Source organism: Paenibacillus sp. Marseille-Q4541 (assembly GCF_018310695.1).
Classification (GTDB): Bacteria; Bacillota; Bacilli; order Paenibacillales; family Paenibacillaceae; genus Paenibacillus.
Window position 1 is genome coordinate 47,145 of the sequence record NZ_JAGXCY010000002.1, and the last position, 14,795, is coordinate 61,939.

Here is a 14,795-nt window from a genome sequence, read left to right on the forward strand (position 1 = left end):
GTTAAGTGGTTCGTTGTATTTTAATACGTTATTTTTGTTAAACCTCAACCATCCACTCGAGCACATCACTCTTCTCGCCATTCTGAATTCCTGTCAATGTATCATATAACTTAGCTGACAATTCCCCTGTATCCCCACCGTTAATAACTAACTTCTTATCCTGCCAGTGTAGTTCGCCAATTGGGGAAATCACGGCTGCCGTTCCTGTACCGAATGCCTCTTCCAATGTACCGCTAAGATAGGCCTCATACAATTCATCGATGGATATCATCCGTTCTTCAGTAGGAATATTCCATAGCTTTAGTAATTGAAGTATTGAATTCCGAACGACCCCATCCAAAATACTCCCATTCAAAGCTGGAGTTATTACCTTTCCACCCACCTTAAAGAAGACATTCATGCTTCCGACTTCTTCTATGTATTTTCGGTGAACGCCATCAAGCCATAATACCTGTGCAAAACCTTGTGCAGACACATCCGCTTGCGCTTTTAATCCAGCAGCATAATTCCCTGCTGTTTTTGCCATTCCGATTCCGCCTTTTACGGCTCGAACATATTCAGATTCTACATAGATTTTCACAGGATGAATACCTTCCGGGTAATAAGATCCGACAGGAGATAAAATGATAATAAATTGATGGTGAGTTGATGTTGACGCGCCAAGAGAAGGTTCCGTTGCTATGATGAAAGGACGAATATATAAAGATGTTCCTTTTTCAGTAGGAATCCAGTCCTGATCGATTTGAATTAGCTCCTTCAATGCTTGAAGCACAAAACTCTCGTCAATCGGTGGAATGTCTATGCGTTCGTTAGATAAATTGAGCCGTTTGAAATTTTTCTGCGGCCGGAAAAGAAGGATTCTTTGATCTGCTGTACGATACGCTTTCAGCCCTTCAAATACAGTTTGACCATAATGAAATACCTTTGCCGCAGGATCCAGTGAGATGGGCTGATACGGTATAATCCGCGGATTTTCCCAACCCTGTTCCTCCCCATTGTAATCCATCATAAACATGTGATCTGTATAGTACTTTCCAAAACCTAGCTCATCTGCAGCTGGTTTCTGTTTTTTAGCATCCGTGAGCTGGGTTTTAATAGAATAAGCCATCATTAACACCATACCTTCCCCGTGTTCTTATTTGTGTTGAATTGTAGCACCTCTTGAAGTATATTGAAAATATCTTTTTTATAGCATAAATATACCTTTTGAGTATGTTTGTTGGGGGTCAAAACGATGGATATTCGACAGCTTCGTTACTTTCTAGCCATAGCGAATGAAGGACAGATCACACGTGCGGCTAAAGTATTAAACATGGAACAACCACCACTCAGCCGTCAACTGAAGCAGATGGAGCAGGAGCTAAATGTCACGTTATTTGATCGAAGTGGACATAAATTAAAACTGACACATGCGGGAGAAATTTTACGACAAAAAGCGGAAGTGCTTGTTCAGCAATTTCATGAAACGATACAGGAAGTGAAAGAAGTAGATGAAGGTGTGCTCGGTGTACTTTCCATCGGTTCCGTTGTATCTTGTATTTCCCTACTGCCCCCAAAAATCGGGAGATTCCGTGAGCTCTACCCCGATGTGACTTTTAAAATTCGAGAAGGTGATCATTTTCTACTTGGAAAGCAATTGGAGAAAAGGAATATTGAACTCATCGTAGCCAGACTTCCTTTTGAAGCTGCTTCCGAATCCAATTCATATTCCATTCTTCCTCTGCCATCTGATCCCTTTGTCGCTATTCTTCCAAGGGATTGGAGCCTAGCTTCATCTCATGAATCGATCAAATTACATGAGCTCGCGGACATCCCATTTCTAACTTTAAAAACAGATGAGACGACTGCTATGCATAACCGGGTGATGAGTGAATGCAGACGTCATGGCTTCGAGCCAACCGTCATTTGTGAATGTTCCAGCGTGGCGATCATCATTGCGCTTGTGGCATCAGGTATTGGAGCAACCATTCTTCCAAAATCCGTTATGGCCTCATTTCCATTATCTGTGATCAAAATGCTGCCTATTGCTGACATTGATTCCGAGTCCGATGTAGGGATCATTTGGTTAAAAGATCGCTATCTATCTAAAAGTGCTCGTCATTTTATCGATATGTTTATTGAAGAAGACCTAACCCCTCTCTCTTCCTGATTTCTCTCTTGGAACATCGGTTCACTTTCTTCATTTATACTAGTCTTCTACTAACAATTACTGGTGCGCTAACGCATTTATTATTCATGTACTCGGGCTTAATAATAGATACTTCATCTATTATTACTGTAAGCTCTTGTATTCTTGTATTACAATAATGGATTGCTTCTAAGAGTTTCTCTTGGGTCAACCTATTTGCTATAGTACAATGAGGGATCCAGTTGTTTGGTTTATAAAGAGGATTTGAACTTTCCTCATACATTATAAATTTATGATGGTGAACATTATGAAAAGTAATTAACTCTTGTGTCGGTGTAGGAGCGATAAATAAAGTACCTGTATTAACAAACATTCCTAACGTACTTAGTTTCATTTCAAATTTGGGTATATTCCTGTAAACTGCTTCAAATGTATCAATCAATTCCTTACTATGTAACTCGTTATAACTAGCCAATGTAATATGCGGCCTTCTCTCACTCACTTCCTCAGCGTACTTTGAGATACCCCCAACACTAAGTTCCACCCATAACTGCTTCATATACGCTTCTGTTTCAACATCAAAATGAATAACAACTCCGTACATGCCCTCACTCCATTATTTTGTAATCATTAAATCTATTACGGTCTACCCTTTACGATTTTCTTGATGCTCTTTATATTTTCCCTCTTAGTTAGTTAACTTCCTCCAATTAATCTTATTATTCTTGCGGAGGATCGAAATATGAAATAAAAAACCTGTACGGAACCGGATCGGTCCATACAGGTTTTTTGCATTGTATATTCTGTTCAATTACTTATTAAAGTTGACCTTCTCCGGACCGTCACCCAGAACGATGGAAGTCTCCTGTGGCTTCGTTTCTGCGATTTTTTTGCCGGCTCTAAAGGAATAAAGGACCGCTGCCTGTTTGCGGATTGCCTCATATTCATTCTCTGCTGCGAGAACGATGAAGTTTGCAGGATTCCCTTCTTCGATGCCATATTGATCTTCAATGTGTAGTGTTCTTGCACTGTTTTTCGTGATGAGGTCAATGGAATTCACGATTTGATCGTAGCCCAAGAGCTGCGAAGCATGAATCCCCATATGAAGCACTTGCAGCATATTTCCTGTACCCAGCGGGTACCATGGATCAAAGATATCGTCATGACCAAAGCAGATGTTAAGGCCCGCTTCCTGCAGCTCTTTCACACGAGTCAACCCTCTTCGTTTCGGATACGTATCAAAACGTCCTTGAAGGTGAATGTTCACCAGCGGATTGGATACGAAGTTCAGATCAGCCATTTTTAACAATCTGAATAATTTATAAGTGTACGCATCATTATAAGATCCCATAGCCGTAGTATGGCTGGCTGTCGTGCGCGCGCCGAGTCCCCGTTCATAGGCTTCTTTGGCAACAACTTCAACAAAACGAGACTGTTCATCGTCGATTTCGTCACAATGGATATCGATGAGACGGTCATATTTTTCCGCGAGGTCAAACGCGATTTTCATCGACTCCACGCCGTATTCTCTTGTGAATTCGAAATGCGGAATCCCGCCGACCACATCAACGCCCATCTTCAGCGATTCTTCCAACAGCTCGGCTCCGTTCGGATAGGAGAGAATACCTTCCTGCGGGAAAGCAACAAGTTGAATATCGACATAAGGTGCCAATTCTTCCTTCACTTCAAGCATGGCTTTGACTGCAGTTAAGCTTGGATCTGTGACGTCCACATGGGTACGGACATGTTGAATACCTTGGGCTATTTGCCATTTTAGAGCTGTTTTGGAACGAGTTTTAACATCTTCATGTGTCAAAAACGCTTTTCGCTCTGACCAGCGCTGGATTCCTTCAAAAAGTGTCCCGCTCAAGTTCCATTCCGGCTCACCTGCCGTTAAGGTGGTGTCTAAGTGGATATGCGGCTCTATGAATGGAGGCAACACTAGTGAACCATTCACGTTAATGATCTCATCATTTGTGTTTGCTTCGAGCTCCTGCGTAATCTTCTCAAACTTTCCTTCTTTCACGACAATATTCCATAGACCTTCTTTACCCCGCAATTTTGCATTTTGTATTATCATTTGTTATCACCTTTTCTTTGGATATTTTTGTAGAAAAAACTCCCATTAGCACGACATAAACAACGGCTGTACCGAGGAGCGCATTAAGTGGTGTAATACCCGGAGCCAGCTGTGCAAAAGCAACCCCGATCGCCCAGGCAAGGATTGCCATCCAATTAATCTTTTTAAATGTCATGCTGGAGAACGTTTGATAATTTCTCCGTTTGATGAAGAAATAATCAGCTATGATGATCGCGCCAATGGATGGGACTGCCGCACCGAGTACATTAAGAAAGCTAACGAAATTGTTATACATCCACATCGCAAATACAGTACCAATTACGCCATTCAAGACGACGAAAAATTTCTTGGATATCTTGGTAATGTTCGCAAAGCCTAAACCTGAAGCATAAAGTGCGTTATCATTCGTTGTCCAAATATTCAGACCTAGAACGATTATAGCCGGAATGATAAGCCCTTGCAGAAACATGACTTCCGAAATATCTGCCAAGTTGTAAGCCATCGCACCGACTGCTCCGAACAGGAACATCAAGGAATTACCTAAGAAAAATGCGATGACGGTTGCAGTGACTGCTTGTTTGGAAGTCCGGGCGAACCTCGCAAAGTCAGGTGTCAGCGTACCTCCGCTAATAAATGATCCGATACAGATCGTCAAGGCAGCTGCAACAGATAGAGTCTCTGTTGGTGTATAATCGAGCAAACCTTGCAAACCGCCAAGCTTGTCAACCCCTTCAAACATGGAGTAACCGCCAAGGATCGTAATGGCTGGTACCGCGATATATCCTAAAATAACAAGTGACTTCATTCCATAGATCGCTGAAGCGGTCATGGCCAGACCAAAAATGAAAATTAACAAGTATACATTCCAATCCATCGCTTTAGCTACCGGTACGGCAAACATTGCAACCCCGACGCCAAACCAGCCCACTTGCGTAAATCCTAATAAAAAGGAAGGAAGATACGAACCTTTTTCACCAAAAGCGTACTTTGCCAGCAGGTGTGTGGATAATCCAGTTTTTGCCGCAATATGCGCAAGTGCACCGGTATAAATGCCAAGCACCAAATTTCCTCCAAGTACAATCGCTGCGAACTCCATAAATGTTAAACTAATGCCAAGCTCTCCCCCAGCCAGCATGCTCGCCGAAAAAAAGGTGAAGCCTAACATAACGGATAACGTCTTCCAAAAATTGTTTCTCTGCGTTTTCGGTACCTCTTGCCACGAAAACTCTTGGTCATTTTTACTCATCAGAATACCTCCATATCAAAGTTTCCTGATACCAAATAAGCAGAAAAAAGAGACTAATCGTCGTCGTTAAACTGACAATTAGCCTCTTTTGTGCATCATAACCCGCGCGAAGGTACAGAGCATCCCTAAACAGAATATGCCCCACTTCACGCCGATTACAAAAATCCGCTGTCCTTGCCAGCCTCTCTGGACTGATTTAAAGGTACCAGTATTTAATTAGGTTCTATTATTTTAGAAAATCATCAATGTGTCAATGTAATTATTATCCAGACTGGATCAATCCCTGAATAAGTCATAACGGTTCTACCGAAGTCCAATTCCTGTATCATTTGATACGTAAGACTTTTCGTGGATAATAAATAGCATTCTTCTAACTTTTATGCATTTATAGATTTTTCATATTCTCTCAGTAGTTCTGATACCAATACACCATTGATCTTCATTCCATCCACATTACAATCATTAATTTGAAGATCCGTTAAATTACAATTTGTTATTTCACTACCTTCTAAATTGCAATTTTCAAACCGAATCGGATTTTGCTTAGCTTCAGGATGATAGTTAGGATGACCTTCAGGAGGCATACCGATATTATGAATGTAGGCACCTCCGAGTTGTGCACCATCTATTTCTAGATTACTTAGGTTGGCATCAGTAATGATAGTTCCAGCGAATGAAACATTCTCAAAGTATATTCGTTCTAATCCGGCACATATGAATCTTGAACCGTCAAGACATGCATTTTTCACATCAAGAATTTTAGTTGTATTTACTAATTCTATTTGTTCCATAAATAGCGCCTCCTAGTATTGAATACATTACTTATTTACGATGAACACTACAAATTATACTATTTATTTCCAATTATGTGAATGTAAAAAAACCCCTCATCCCAAGAGAAGAGGAGCACTCAAATCATCCTACTTATCATAAAAAAGTTACCATTATCTTTATACTACTTGAAATTCACCCTTATTAATCCGGTACTCCCTACTACAGAGACTCTCCATAAATTCCAAATCATGAAAAATACCGAGCATCGTCGTTCCTTCTCTCATAAGCTGTTCAATCAGTATCTTCACTTTTTCCTTCGAAGCCTGATCAAGACTGGCTGTTGGCTCGTCAAGAAGTAAAAGCCTAGGACGCTTGACCATGGCTCTAGCAATATTCAGTCTAAGCTTTTCTCCACCTGAAAATGTTGCAGGATAACTGTCCCAAAGGCCTCGCTCTAGTTCAAAATGTGTCAGCATTCGGACTGTCTCATCTTCAGCAAATTCCAAATCATGTCCCATTTCAAGCACGGCTTGACGGACAAGTTCTCTCGCTGTCGTTCTCGGCATCACACTTAAAAACTGGGAAACATAGCCGATTTCATACCTGCGGAGATGAGTAATTATTCTTTCGGGCGCATAAGCTAGATTGATCATGCCAAGTTGTTCTGAGTTATACCAAATATCCCCATCATGAGGTAGGTAGGTACGGTAGACGCATTTTAAAATGGTGGATTTCCCACTCCCACTTTTCCCCGTGATACCTACGAACTCTCCTTCTTTCACATGCAAGTTGACATCATGAAGTGCGGTAATCCTTTGATCCATATGATGTAGAGTAAAGGTTTTGGACAAATTTTCAATAGACAAAAGACTTTTTCCCATCCGATATGCTCCTTCGTCTTCCTTTTTAGATTCGATAGTTGGTTTGCTGAATTAATTTACCGTCAACCATAACCGTTGTGATGACTGGAAAATGATCCGGTTCAAGACGTTCGATAATTAGTAGATCCGCCTTTTTCCCAATCTCTATGGAACCCAATTCATCATCTATGAGAACGGCTTTCGCTGGATTTAACGTCACCAGTTTAAACATCTCTGATAGTTCCTTACCGAGCATACTAGATAATTGAAATACAGCATGAAGCATTGCAGCCGGATAATAGTCACTACATAAAATATCGATACTACCGTCATCTACCGCTTCTGATGCGGATAAATTGCCACTATGTGATCCGCCCAGAATGACATTCGGCGCACCTGCCATGGTGAACATCCCTCTATTCTTTGCTTCCCGTGCAATTTCCAGAGTAATAGGGAACTCGCTGATCGTAGCTCCAAAGCTCTCAACAAGGTCCAGCTTGTCTGTGGAATCATCATCATGTGAAGCAATCGCAATGCCTCTGCTGGCTGCCAGGTCTGCAATCTCCTTGATAGACTCTTCTGTTAGTTTTTCTTTGGTCTGATGATTCGCGATGATCACACTCATACCTTCATCCGAGATATCGTTATAACTACGAACTGTTTTCTTGTAAATTTCCATATCACGATATTGTCCTTGACCCGGTGTGTGATCCATAAAGGACACCAGATGTACTTTATCTTCTGTAATATAGGATTTCAGATTGTCGACCTGGTCTAGATTATCAATCTCAAACCGTGCATGGAATCGGTGACGAACTAAGTGTTTTTCATAATGGGTCTGATTGATAAGTTCAAGCATCTTCTGCACATTTTCAGGTTCACGAATGGGACGATACTTATAATCAACCGACTTAAAAATGGATAATGAATGATACATCGTCGTGATGCCATGACATAGCAGCTCTTTTTCTGTTTCCCGTAAACTAAGGCCAAAATTTATTAAGGAAGTCGGACGTGGAGCAGTCATATGCTCGATATAATCCGAATGAATATCAATCATACCTGGAGTAACATATCCCCCCTTGGCATCGATAACTTCGATGTTACAATCAACATTCCGTTCTCCAGTTCGAGAAATGTTAGCAATTCGGTCCTCAACAATCAGAAGGTCATATCCCTCAAGTAGCCCCTTCTCCAATACGATGATTCCACCTGTGATCAGATACATAAGAACGACTCCCTTTTATAATTTCTCAAAGTAGTGATTGTACAAGCTGCTGCGTGTAGGCGTGCTGCGGATCTTCCAGGATCTGATCGGTAAGGCCTTGTTCGATAATTTGTCCATCCAGCATCACGAGAGTCCGGTCAGATAACATACGGATGACCCCAAGATCATGGGACACTAGCAAGATGCTAATGCCAAGCTCTCTTTGCAAATGTTTGATCAAATCAAGCACACTCGCTTGAACCGAAAGGTCCAGCCCTGTTGTAACCTCATCCAGCAGCAAAATAGGCGGTTTGTTTGACAGAGCTTTTGCAATCTGTACCCTTTGCTGCATACCACCGGAAAAATGTTGTGGTTCTTCCTTCATCCGGTAGACGGGAATATGAACCTGTGTTAACAGCTCACTCCCTCTTGCTTCCATCATCGAAACATTCCTTGTACCCGCAGCAATCATCTTCTCCGCGATATTTCCGATGGAAGAAAAATTCATCCTGAGCCCAAAAATCGGATTCTGATACACCTTACCCATTAGCTCATTTCGAATTTGTCTTTTTTGCTGAGAGGATTGTTCGAACAAATTACATGTCCCGTTTTTATATACATGAAGAAAAGCACTTCCCGTCGTTACCTCTTGATCAAAATAAAGACATTTCATTAATGTCGACTTTCCGCTTCCGCTCTCACCGACAATCCCGAGTACTTCCCCCGGATGCAGATCAAAGGAAATATCCTGGCAAGAATACACGGTGCGGCAAGCTGGGCAGTAGTTCTTGTCTAAGTTACGATTCTGTTTATCACTACACCTCGGACATCCTTCGCCAAACTGCTTGCTTAACCCGCGTATTTTAAAAATAGGTTCATCGATGGTATTCACTGTTCATATTCTCTCCTCTCATACGAAGACGGCTGATTCATTCGAGATAAACAATAGCTGGTATCATTACATTGATAATAGGTTGTATCCGCTACAGCATCATAAAGCTCGTCCATGAACACGTGCTCCGCACCGCACTGATGGCAACTCTTACCTAAGAAAGTTTCTGGCTCGAATGGTACATCTTCAAAAGCGAGAGAAACGATTTTCGTGTATGGCGGAACAGCATAGATTTTTTTCTCTCTGCCTGCACCTAATAGAATCAAGGCTTCTGAACTATGAAGTTTACCATTATCGAATTTAGGAATAGGGCTTGGAGCCATTACATAACGATCCTGTACGATAACCGGATGGTCAGCACCCGTGGATATGCCGCCATACTTCATCAACTGTTCGAAGAGCATAAGCCACGCACCGCTGTATTCTTTTTCACCGTGTAATCGCTTGGTTTCCAGTTCACTAGATTCATAGACACGAAGTGGCTCAGGCATCGGAACTTGCAAGATCAGAATTTGCCCTTCTCGAAGAGGCACTTCCGGAACTCTGTGACGGGATTGGATTAGCGTAGCTGCCTCTGTCTCATCTACTGTTCTTACATTTGTCGTCTTCTGAATAAGCTTTTTCATACTTACAGCATTCACGGACTCATCCGAACCTTGATCAATCACTTTGAGCACATCTTGTTCACCGATGAGAGAGAGCGTTAACTGAAGCCCTCCCGTGCCCCAGCCCCGTCCAATCGGCATCTCTCTTGAGGCAAATGGAACTTGATAACCAGGAATCGCGATGGCTTTCAATGTTGCTCTACGAATCTCCCTTTTGGAACCTTCATCTAAAAAGGCAAAATTATAATGATTCTGCATGTGCATTCTCCTCTTTGGCCTGTGCAGACTCGCTTTGTTTGATTTTTCGTACATCATTCAACTTGGATTGGAATGTAACATAATGAGGCATTTTCAAATGAGATATAAAACCAGACGATTCGACAGAATCAATATGATAGAGAACAAACTCTTCGTTCTGAGTTGGGATCGTCTTATCTCCTTCAGCCAGGCTTTTATCTAAAATGCTCATGGCAATGGCCTTCGTCTCATTTTGTCCGTAACAAAGTCCGTAGCCGAAATCGAGCTGAATGTCTTTCTTCCCGTTCTCCGCTTCTACCGTTTTGGGCACCAACATTTCTACCTCGGTCACTTGAATTTCTCCGATGTAATACGCATCTTCCTCATCCTGTGAAGTTTCAGTCGGACTATCTACATAGACCGGAAGATGTCCCACTCGAAGCTCTCCCACGGTGGGGTGAACCATTCCGTACCCCCGAATTACTGCATAAGCAAGGGAAGTGATAGTACCAGTCTGACCTCGTGATAAAATTTGCAGCTTCTCGCTCCGGCTCGCTGGGAAAGACAAACTCGATCGGGTCACATCTTCTGGCTCCGTGTCATCCTTTGAACAATCCTCAATTAGTCCTTCACTGCGCAAATAACTCAGTACTTTAGGCAGCTGTTCTTCGACTTCTCCCCTAGTTTGCTGCATATCATCCTGTCCCTGATGCTCAAAGTTTCTGAGCCAAGCTGTAATGCTTTCTTCCGTTTCATCTCTGAGCTCAAAATCAAGCAGACGATGCGAATAATCCGTTGTTGCACCGAGAATTTGTCCACCAGGAATGTCTTTAAAAGAAGCAGATATCCTACGGTGAATTCGCATTTGTTCAGACTCTACCGTTCTCGAGTAATGTTTACGAGGTAGTGTAGAGCGGTAAGCTCTGAGTAGGAATACCGCTTCTTCAGGACTTCCCTCTGCCTGCTTGATCGCAAGTGCCGCAAGCGTTTCACTGTATAAACTGCTCTCAGACATCACTTGATCGATAAGAGCCCTCATACCTGACTCAACTGACGACACATCCAGAGATTTCCCCTGCTTCAGCCGTTCATACTGAATTCGCTTGAGCGCTTCTTCAATTGCTTTTGTTCCTCCTTTGACGGCAACATATCCCATTTAATGTTGTACCTCCTTTTCAATACGGGTTGTTCTTGGCAAGGCCATAAGGAGATGCGTCGTATCCGTGAAGATCATATCGATGCCAAGAGGAAATTCTGCGTTTCGTTCTGCACGTATATCTTCCCAAGAGCCGGAAGCCTGTATTTCACAAGAAGCAATATCTTCAATTCCAGGCCCTTTAAGTATTCTTTTCTCCCCACCAAACAAATTGGTTGATTCAATAATGAACGTGGCTGACTCATGAGGGTCTTGAAGATCTCCGTTTTTCGCAAGTCTCATTGCCTCTAATAAAGATTCGGTACTGGCATTTTGCATAACAAAAATATAATCCGCCATGCTCACATCAGACCTCTTGGCATAGGTTAACTGACTCAAAAAAAGGGATACTTCCTCCTCCTCGTCTGCACATACGTGGAACGTCACTTCCGTATCAAGCAGCATGTGAGCGAGCGCAATCGTGACAGGATAACAGTCCGAACGTTTCTCTACCTTGGTCGCTATGTCTGAAAGATTTTGAATCGATCCTGGTCTGGACAATGCATCGATTACTTTTCTATAGGTTTGCTGAATTACGTGAACCTGGTTTACCATCATCTTGTCCCCCTTAATCATTGTCCATGGTTTCAAAATCAACTTTCGTTCCCATAAGCTTGAGAACATCTTTTTTACGATCTGAAGCAAGTTTTTCACTCTCTAGCTGCAATAACGCTTCCCATCCGCTTGTTTCGGTAAGCCCGGCCGTATACGCAGCGTCAATGACGGCTAGATGATATGCTTTTTTACTTTCATCTCCCTGAATCAGCCCAATACCGGTTGCATCATTGATCTGGACCTTGCACTCTGTCACTAGCACCTCTCCGAGGTAGAACAGGCTTTGTGCAGCAGTCTCTCTTACTTTGACCATAACAAGTCCCGGATTGGGATCTTGCGTGACCGTAGTTTCATACCTGTCTTCAATTTGTTTTGATAGCAACGCCAAGAGATCAGAAGTACTGTTGATCAAGATCTCCGTTCTTTGTCTTCGTTTCATTTCGAACCTCCAACCTATCCTGTGGAATCCATCTGATTACCTATTTCCTATTAGATGACGTAAGTGAATAAATCTCCGCGATACATGATTTTACTGTATTCCAGCGTATTGCCCGACTCCTTGTCGGTGCACTCCGACTCTATTACGATTAAAGGAATTAAGCTTGAGCATTCCAGCAATTCCCTTTCCATCTTTGAAGGATGCGTGAGTCTAAGTTGTGTCTGTGTCGATTGAAACTCCCTAAATCCTTTGCTTTCATAATATTGAAACATCGAGTAAATCTCTTTTCCTTCTCGTCCGATCTCCGGAAACATTGCCTCAGAGACAAAAGAACTATGCAATGCGATGGGCCGATCATCGATAAATCGGAGGCGGTCCACTCTATATATAGAATCCTGTTCATCTACATTCAGGATTTCATATATTTTTTGATTAAACTCTATCTTTTCACATAAAATATTTCTCGATTGATAATTGTAGCCTAGCTCTATCATTTTCCGACTGAAGCTTTTGTCAGCACTAAGTACAAGCGAAATTCGTTGTTGCCTGTCCTTCACAAAGCTCCCTTTTCCCTGCATGGAGTAGATATATCCCAACTCTTGGAGCTTCTCATAGGCTTTCCGAGCCGTTATTCGGGGTACTTTAAATCGGTCAGCCACTTCGTTCTCTGATGGAAGTTTATCGTAAGGTTCATATTTACCGGACTCTATCCACATCACGAAATGATCCATAATATCCATCTCTTCTGACAAGTACTACACCTCCTAATAAGATGAACATCGTGCCCAATTCAATCCTTTTTATTTCACAGATGAAGACTCTTTTTGCACTCACGAATTGCATTCACAGCATCGATTCCAGGACTTCTGCTGCCGAGCTTCACTTCTTTCTCTCCATAAGAACCATGAAAATCAGATCCACCTGTCACGAAGAGATTGTATTCCTTAGCGAGCCTAGCAGCCCTTTGTTCGTCCTGAGGTCCGTGCAACGGGTGAAGCATTTCAATCCCCTGCAGTCCATAACTCGTTAGCTCCGGCACAAATTCAAAACTTTCATATTGGCCAGGATGCGCTAGTACAGGAACTCCTCCTGCCGCAATAATGGCGGTGATCGCTCGCTCCGCATCCACATACTCCATAGGAGTATAGGCAAGACCAGCGGTCTCTCCATCTCTTCCACGAGAAAACAAAGTTTTATATAAATCTCCATAAAAGGAGTCGGTGTAACCTTCTTCAATTAAGGCATGCATAATATGCTGCTTATAAACGCCAGTTCCTCCTTCCGCATATTTCATAACCTGTTCCCAAGTAATGTCGTATCCGGCTTGAATTAATGTTTCTACTGCACGCTGACAGCCTTCATGTCGCTGCTGAATGAGCGGATCACACAGATCTGCAATGGCCTTATTCCCAGGCTCAATCTCGTATCCGAGAATATGAACTCGGCGATTCCTTACAAAATCATAAGCAGATATCTCAATACCAGGAATAATCTCGATACCGCTCTCTTTTCCTTGGTTCACCATCTCACCAAGACCAACGGTTGTATCGTGGTTTGTAATTGCCAAATGAGAAATATGCTCCTGAGCCGCAAGCTCTAATACTTCTGTAAATGAACAAGAACCGTCGGATAGGTTAGTGTGACAATGCAATTCCACCTTCATCTAATGAACCTCCTGACAAATTTGAATAATGAGGAGCAACTTCTTCTTTTGCCTAGTCTAACTTGATGCCAAGTTGCAAGGGTCAATGGAGTGTAAACTGTAGGTAAAGCTTTGTTATTTTATAGATTGCAGCAAAAAAAGCACCCTCCCAATGTTATGGAAGAGCGCTCTATTTTCTTTATTAAATGATCAAATAGCAAAACTATACAATTAGAAAAAAGTAGAGCTTTGCTATTATTCGCTTATTATTTCATGTCAAGCTCTAACCTTCTTGTTTTTTCACGCATCCCATTGGATTCATAAAATTGCATCGCGCGATCATTTTCTGCAAACACGTTAAGTTCCAAGCTATCCACATTATTTTCTTTGGCATAGGCCACAATATAATCAAATAAGAATTGACCTACACCTTGTCCCCTGACATCTTCATGTACCGAAAAATCCTGAACAAATAAAGAGGTCCGCTCATTAAAAATAAGATGCTGCTCCGTACGCTCCATTTTTAATACGGCATAACCCAAGACCCTGTTATCCGGCGTCTTTTCTACAACAACCACATTCGAATTTTCCGTATGTAACAAGTTACGAACGTCTTCCTCTGTGTAATAGTTAGTTAAAGTAAATAAATCAGGTCTTAAATCTGCATTTACCTCATCCAATTCTTTTCTCAACAGGATAATTGACTGGATATCGTCTGCGTTTGCACTGCGTATTTGTAGCTTCATCTAAGAACCTCCATATGTTTATGACTTTATCTTTTTATCTAATCCAACTACTCTGGGCTGCGATATTATTTATCTGTTCCTGTGCTTTTCCCAAAAATATAGCATCTCTCTTCTGAATAAAACGGCTGACATAATCCTTCGGCTTATCTTTATTTATTAACCTAATTGCCTACCCTAATTCAACCCATT

The 14,795-nt window shown here is 42.0% G+C and carries 16 protein-coding genes; 1 reads left to right on the forward strand and 15 read right to left on the reverse strand.

Annotated features, from left to right (window positions below; genetic code table 11):
* Positions 1-37: 37 nt before the first annotated feature.
* Positions 38-1,108, reverse strand: coding sequence for a branched-chain amino acid aminotransferase (locus KFT32_RS02920; RefSeq protein WP_211745995.1), 1,071 nt, complete (start codon positions 1,106-1,108; stop codon positions 38-40).
* A gap of 126 nt (positions 1,109-1,234) precedes the next feature.
* Between KFT32_RS02920 and KFT32_RS02925 the strand changes: the two genes are divergently transcribed.
* The gene (locus KFT32_RS02925; protein WP_211745636.1) at positions 1,235-2,149 is read left to right on the forward strand and encodes a LysR family transcriptional regulator; all 915 of its coding nucleotides are present in this window, start codon (positions 1,235-1,237) and stop codon (positions 2,147-2,149) included.
* Between the two features lie 34 nt (positions 2,150-2,183).
* Here the strand turns inward: KFT32_RS02925 and KFT32_RS02930 are convergent, their stop codons facing one another.
* The 14 genes from KFT32_RS02930 to KFT32_RS02995 all read right to left on the reverse strand — a co-directional run bounded on the left by KFT32_RS02930 (position 2,184) and on the right by KFT32_RS02995 (position 14,606).
* A complete protein-coding gene (locus KFT32_RS02930) occupies positions 2,184-2,732 on the reverse strand; it encodes a 2'-5' RNA ligase family protein (protein ID WP_211745637.1) in 549 nt (182 codons plus the stop codon).
* Between the two features lie 207 nt (positions 2,733-2,939).
* The gene (locus KFT32_RS02935; RefSeq protein WP_211745638.1) at positions 2,940-4,208 is read right to left on the reverse strand and encodes a cytosine deaminase; all 1,269 of its coding nucleotides are present in this window, start codon (positions 4,206-4,208) and stop codon (positions 2,940-2,942) included.
* Positions 4,177-5,454: a cytosine permease gene (gene codB / locus KFT32_RS02940; protein ID WP_211745639.1), complete on the reverse strand. Its 1,278-nt coding sequence runs from the start codon at positions 5,452-5,454 to the stop codon at positions 4,177-4,179. The genes KFT32_RS02935 and codB overlap by 32 nt, the downstream gene beginning before the upstream one ends.
* Before the next feature lie 377 nt (positions 5,455-5,831).
* The gene (locus KFT32_RS02945; protein ID WP_211745640.1) at positions 5,832-6,245 is read right to left on the reverse strand and encodes a pentapeptide repeat-containing protein; all 414 of its coding nucleotides are present in this window, start codon (positions 6,243-6,245) and stop codon (positions 5,832-5,834) included.
* 159 nt (positions 6,246-6,404) lie between these two features.
* Complete coding sequence (locus KFT32_RS02950) at positions 6,405-7,109, reverse strand: phosphonate C-P lyase system protein PhnL (RefSeq protein WP_211745641.1); 705 nt, start codon at positions 7,107-7,109, stop codon at positions 6,405-6,407.
* A 25-nt stretch (positions 7,110-7,134) separates the two neighbouring features.
* On the reverse strand, positions 7,135-8,316 hold the full coding sequence (phnM, locus tag KFT32_RS02955; protein WP_211745642.1) for a phosphonate metabolism protein PhnM: 1,182 nt from the start codon (positions 8,314-8,316) through the stop codon (positions 7,135-7,137).
* Between the two features lie 25 nt (positions 8,317-8,341).
* Positions 8,342-9,187 carry an ATP-binding cassette domain-containing protein gene (locus tag KFT32_RS02960; RefSeq protein WP_211745643.1) on the reverse strand — a complete coding sequence of 282 codons (846 nt, stop codon included), beginning with the start codon at positions 9,185-9,187 and terminating at the stop codon, positions 8,342-8,344.
* On the reverse strand, positions 9,184-10,050 hold the full coding sequence (locus KFT32_RS02965; RefSeq protein WP_211745644.1) for an alpha-D-ribose 1-methylphosphonate 5-phosphate C-P-lyase PhnJ: 867 nt from the start codon (positions 10,048-10,050) through the stop codon (positions 9,184-9,186). Before KFT32_RS02965 ends, KFT32_RS02960 begins: the two co-directional genes overlap by 4 nt.
* Positions 10,034-11,185, reverse strand: a complete 1,152-nt coding sequence (locus tag KFT32_RS02970) for a carbon-phosphorus lyase complex subunit PhnI (protein ID WP_211745645.1) — start codon at positions 11,183-11,185, stop codon at positions 10,034-10,036. The genes KFT32_RS02965 and KFT32_RS02970 overlap by 17 nt, the downstream gene beginning before the upstream one ends.
* A complete protein-coding gene (gene phnH, locus KFT32_RS02975; RefSeq protein WP_211745646.1) occupies positions 11,186-11,782 on the reverse strand; it encodes a phosphonate C-P lyase system protein PhnH in 597 nt (198 codons plus the stop codon). It lies immediately after the preceding gene.
* A 10-nt stretch (positions 11,783-11,792) separates the two neighbouring features.
* Positions 11,793-12,218: a phosphonate C-P lyase system protein PhnG gene (phnG, locus tag KFT32_RS02980; protein WP_211745647.1), complete on the reverse strand. Its 426-nt coding sequence runs from the start codon at positions 12,216-12,218 to the stop codon at positions 11,793-11,795.
* Between the two features lie 50 nt (positions 12,219-12,268).
* Positions 12,269-12,970, reverse strand: coding sequence for a GntR family transcriptional regulator (locus KFT32_RS02985; RefSeq protein ID WP_211745648.1), 702 nt, complete (start codon positions 12,968-12,970; stop codon positions 12,269-12,271).
* Positions 12,971-13,023: 53 nt separating this feature from the next.
* On the reverse strand, positions 13,024-13,881 hold the full coding sequence (locus KFT32_RS02990) for a PHP domain-containing protein (RefSeq protein ID WP_211745649.1): 858 nt from the start codon (positions 13,879-13,881) through the stop codon (positions 13,024-13,026).
* 245 nt (positions 13,882-14,126) lie between these two features.
* The gene (locus KFT32_RS02995) at positions 14,127-14,606 is read right to left on the reverse strand and encodes a GNAT family N-acetyltransferase (protein WP_211745650.1); all 480 of its coding nucleotides are present in this window, start codon (positions 14,604-14,606) and stop codon (positions 14,127-14,129) included.
* Positions 14,607-14,795: the final 189 nt, after the last annotated feature.

Excerpts from the sequence above, each read along its gene's own strand:
- KFT32_RS02920 (WP_211745995.1), bottom strand. The coding sequence starts at position 1,108 with ATGGCTTATTCTATTAAAACCCAGCTCACGGATGCTAAAAAACAGAAA.
- KFT32_RS02925 (WP_211745636.1), top strand. The coding sequence starts at position 1,235 with ATGGATATTCGACAGCTTCGTTACTTTCTAGCCATAGCGAATGAAGGA.
- KFT32_RS02930 (WP_211745637.1), bottom strand. The coding sequence starts at position 2,732 with ATGTACGGAGTTGTTATTCATTTTGATGTTGAAACAGAAGCGTATATG.
- KFT32_RS02935 (WP_211745638.1), bottom strand. The coding sequence starts at position 4,208 with ATGATAATACAAAATGCAAAATTGCGGGGTAAAGAAGGTCTATGGAAT.
- codB (WP_211745639.1), bottom strand. The coding sequence starts at position 5,454 with ATGAGTAAAAATGACCAAGAGTTTTCGTGGCAAGAGGTACCGAAAACG.
- KFT32_RS02945 (WP_211745640.1), bottom strand. The coding sequence starts at position 6,245 with ATGGAACAAATAGAATTAGTAAATACAACTAAAATTCTTGATGTGAAA.
- KFT32_RS02950 (WP_211745641.1), bottom strand. The coding sequence starts at position 7,109 with ATGGGAAAAAGTCTTTTGTCTATTGAAAATTTGTCCAAAACCTTTACT.
- phnM (WP_211745642.1), bottom strand. The coding sequence starts at position 8,316 with ATGTATCTGATCACAGGTGGAATCATCGTATTGGAGAAGGGGCTACTT.
- KFT32_RS02965 (WP_211745644.1), bottom strand. The coding sequence starts at position 10,050 with ATGCAGAATCATTATAATTTTGCCTTTTTAGATGAAGGTTCCAAAAGG.
- KFT32_RS02970 (WP_211745645.1), bottom strand. The coding sequence starts at position 11,185 with ATGGGATATGTTGCCGTCAAAGGAGGAACAAAAGCAATTGAAGAAGCG.
- phnH (WP_211745646.1), bottom strand. The coding sequence starts at position 11,782 with ATGATGGTAAACCAGGTTCACGTAATTCAGCAAACCTATAGAAAAGTA.
- phnG (WP_211745647.1), bottom strand. The coding sequence starts at position 12,218 with ATGAAACGAAGACAAAGAACGGAGATCTTGATCAACAGTACTTCTGAT.
- KFT32_RS02990 (WP_211745649.1), bottom strand. The coding sequence starts at position 13,881 with ATGAAGGTGGAATTGCATTGTCACACTAACCTATCCGACGGTTCTTGT.
- KFT32_RS02995 (WP_211745650.1), bottom strand. The coding sequence starts at position 14,606 with ATGAAGCTACAAATACGCAGTGCAAACGCAGACGATATCCAGTCAATT.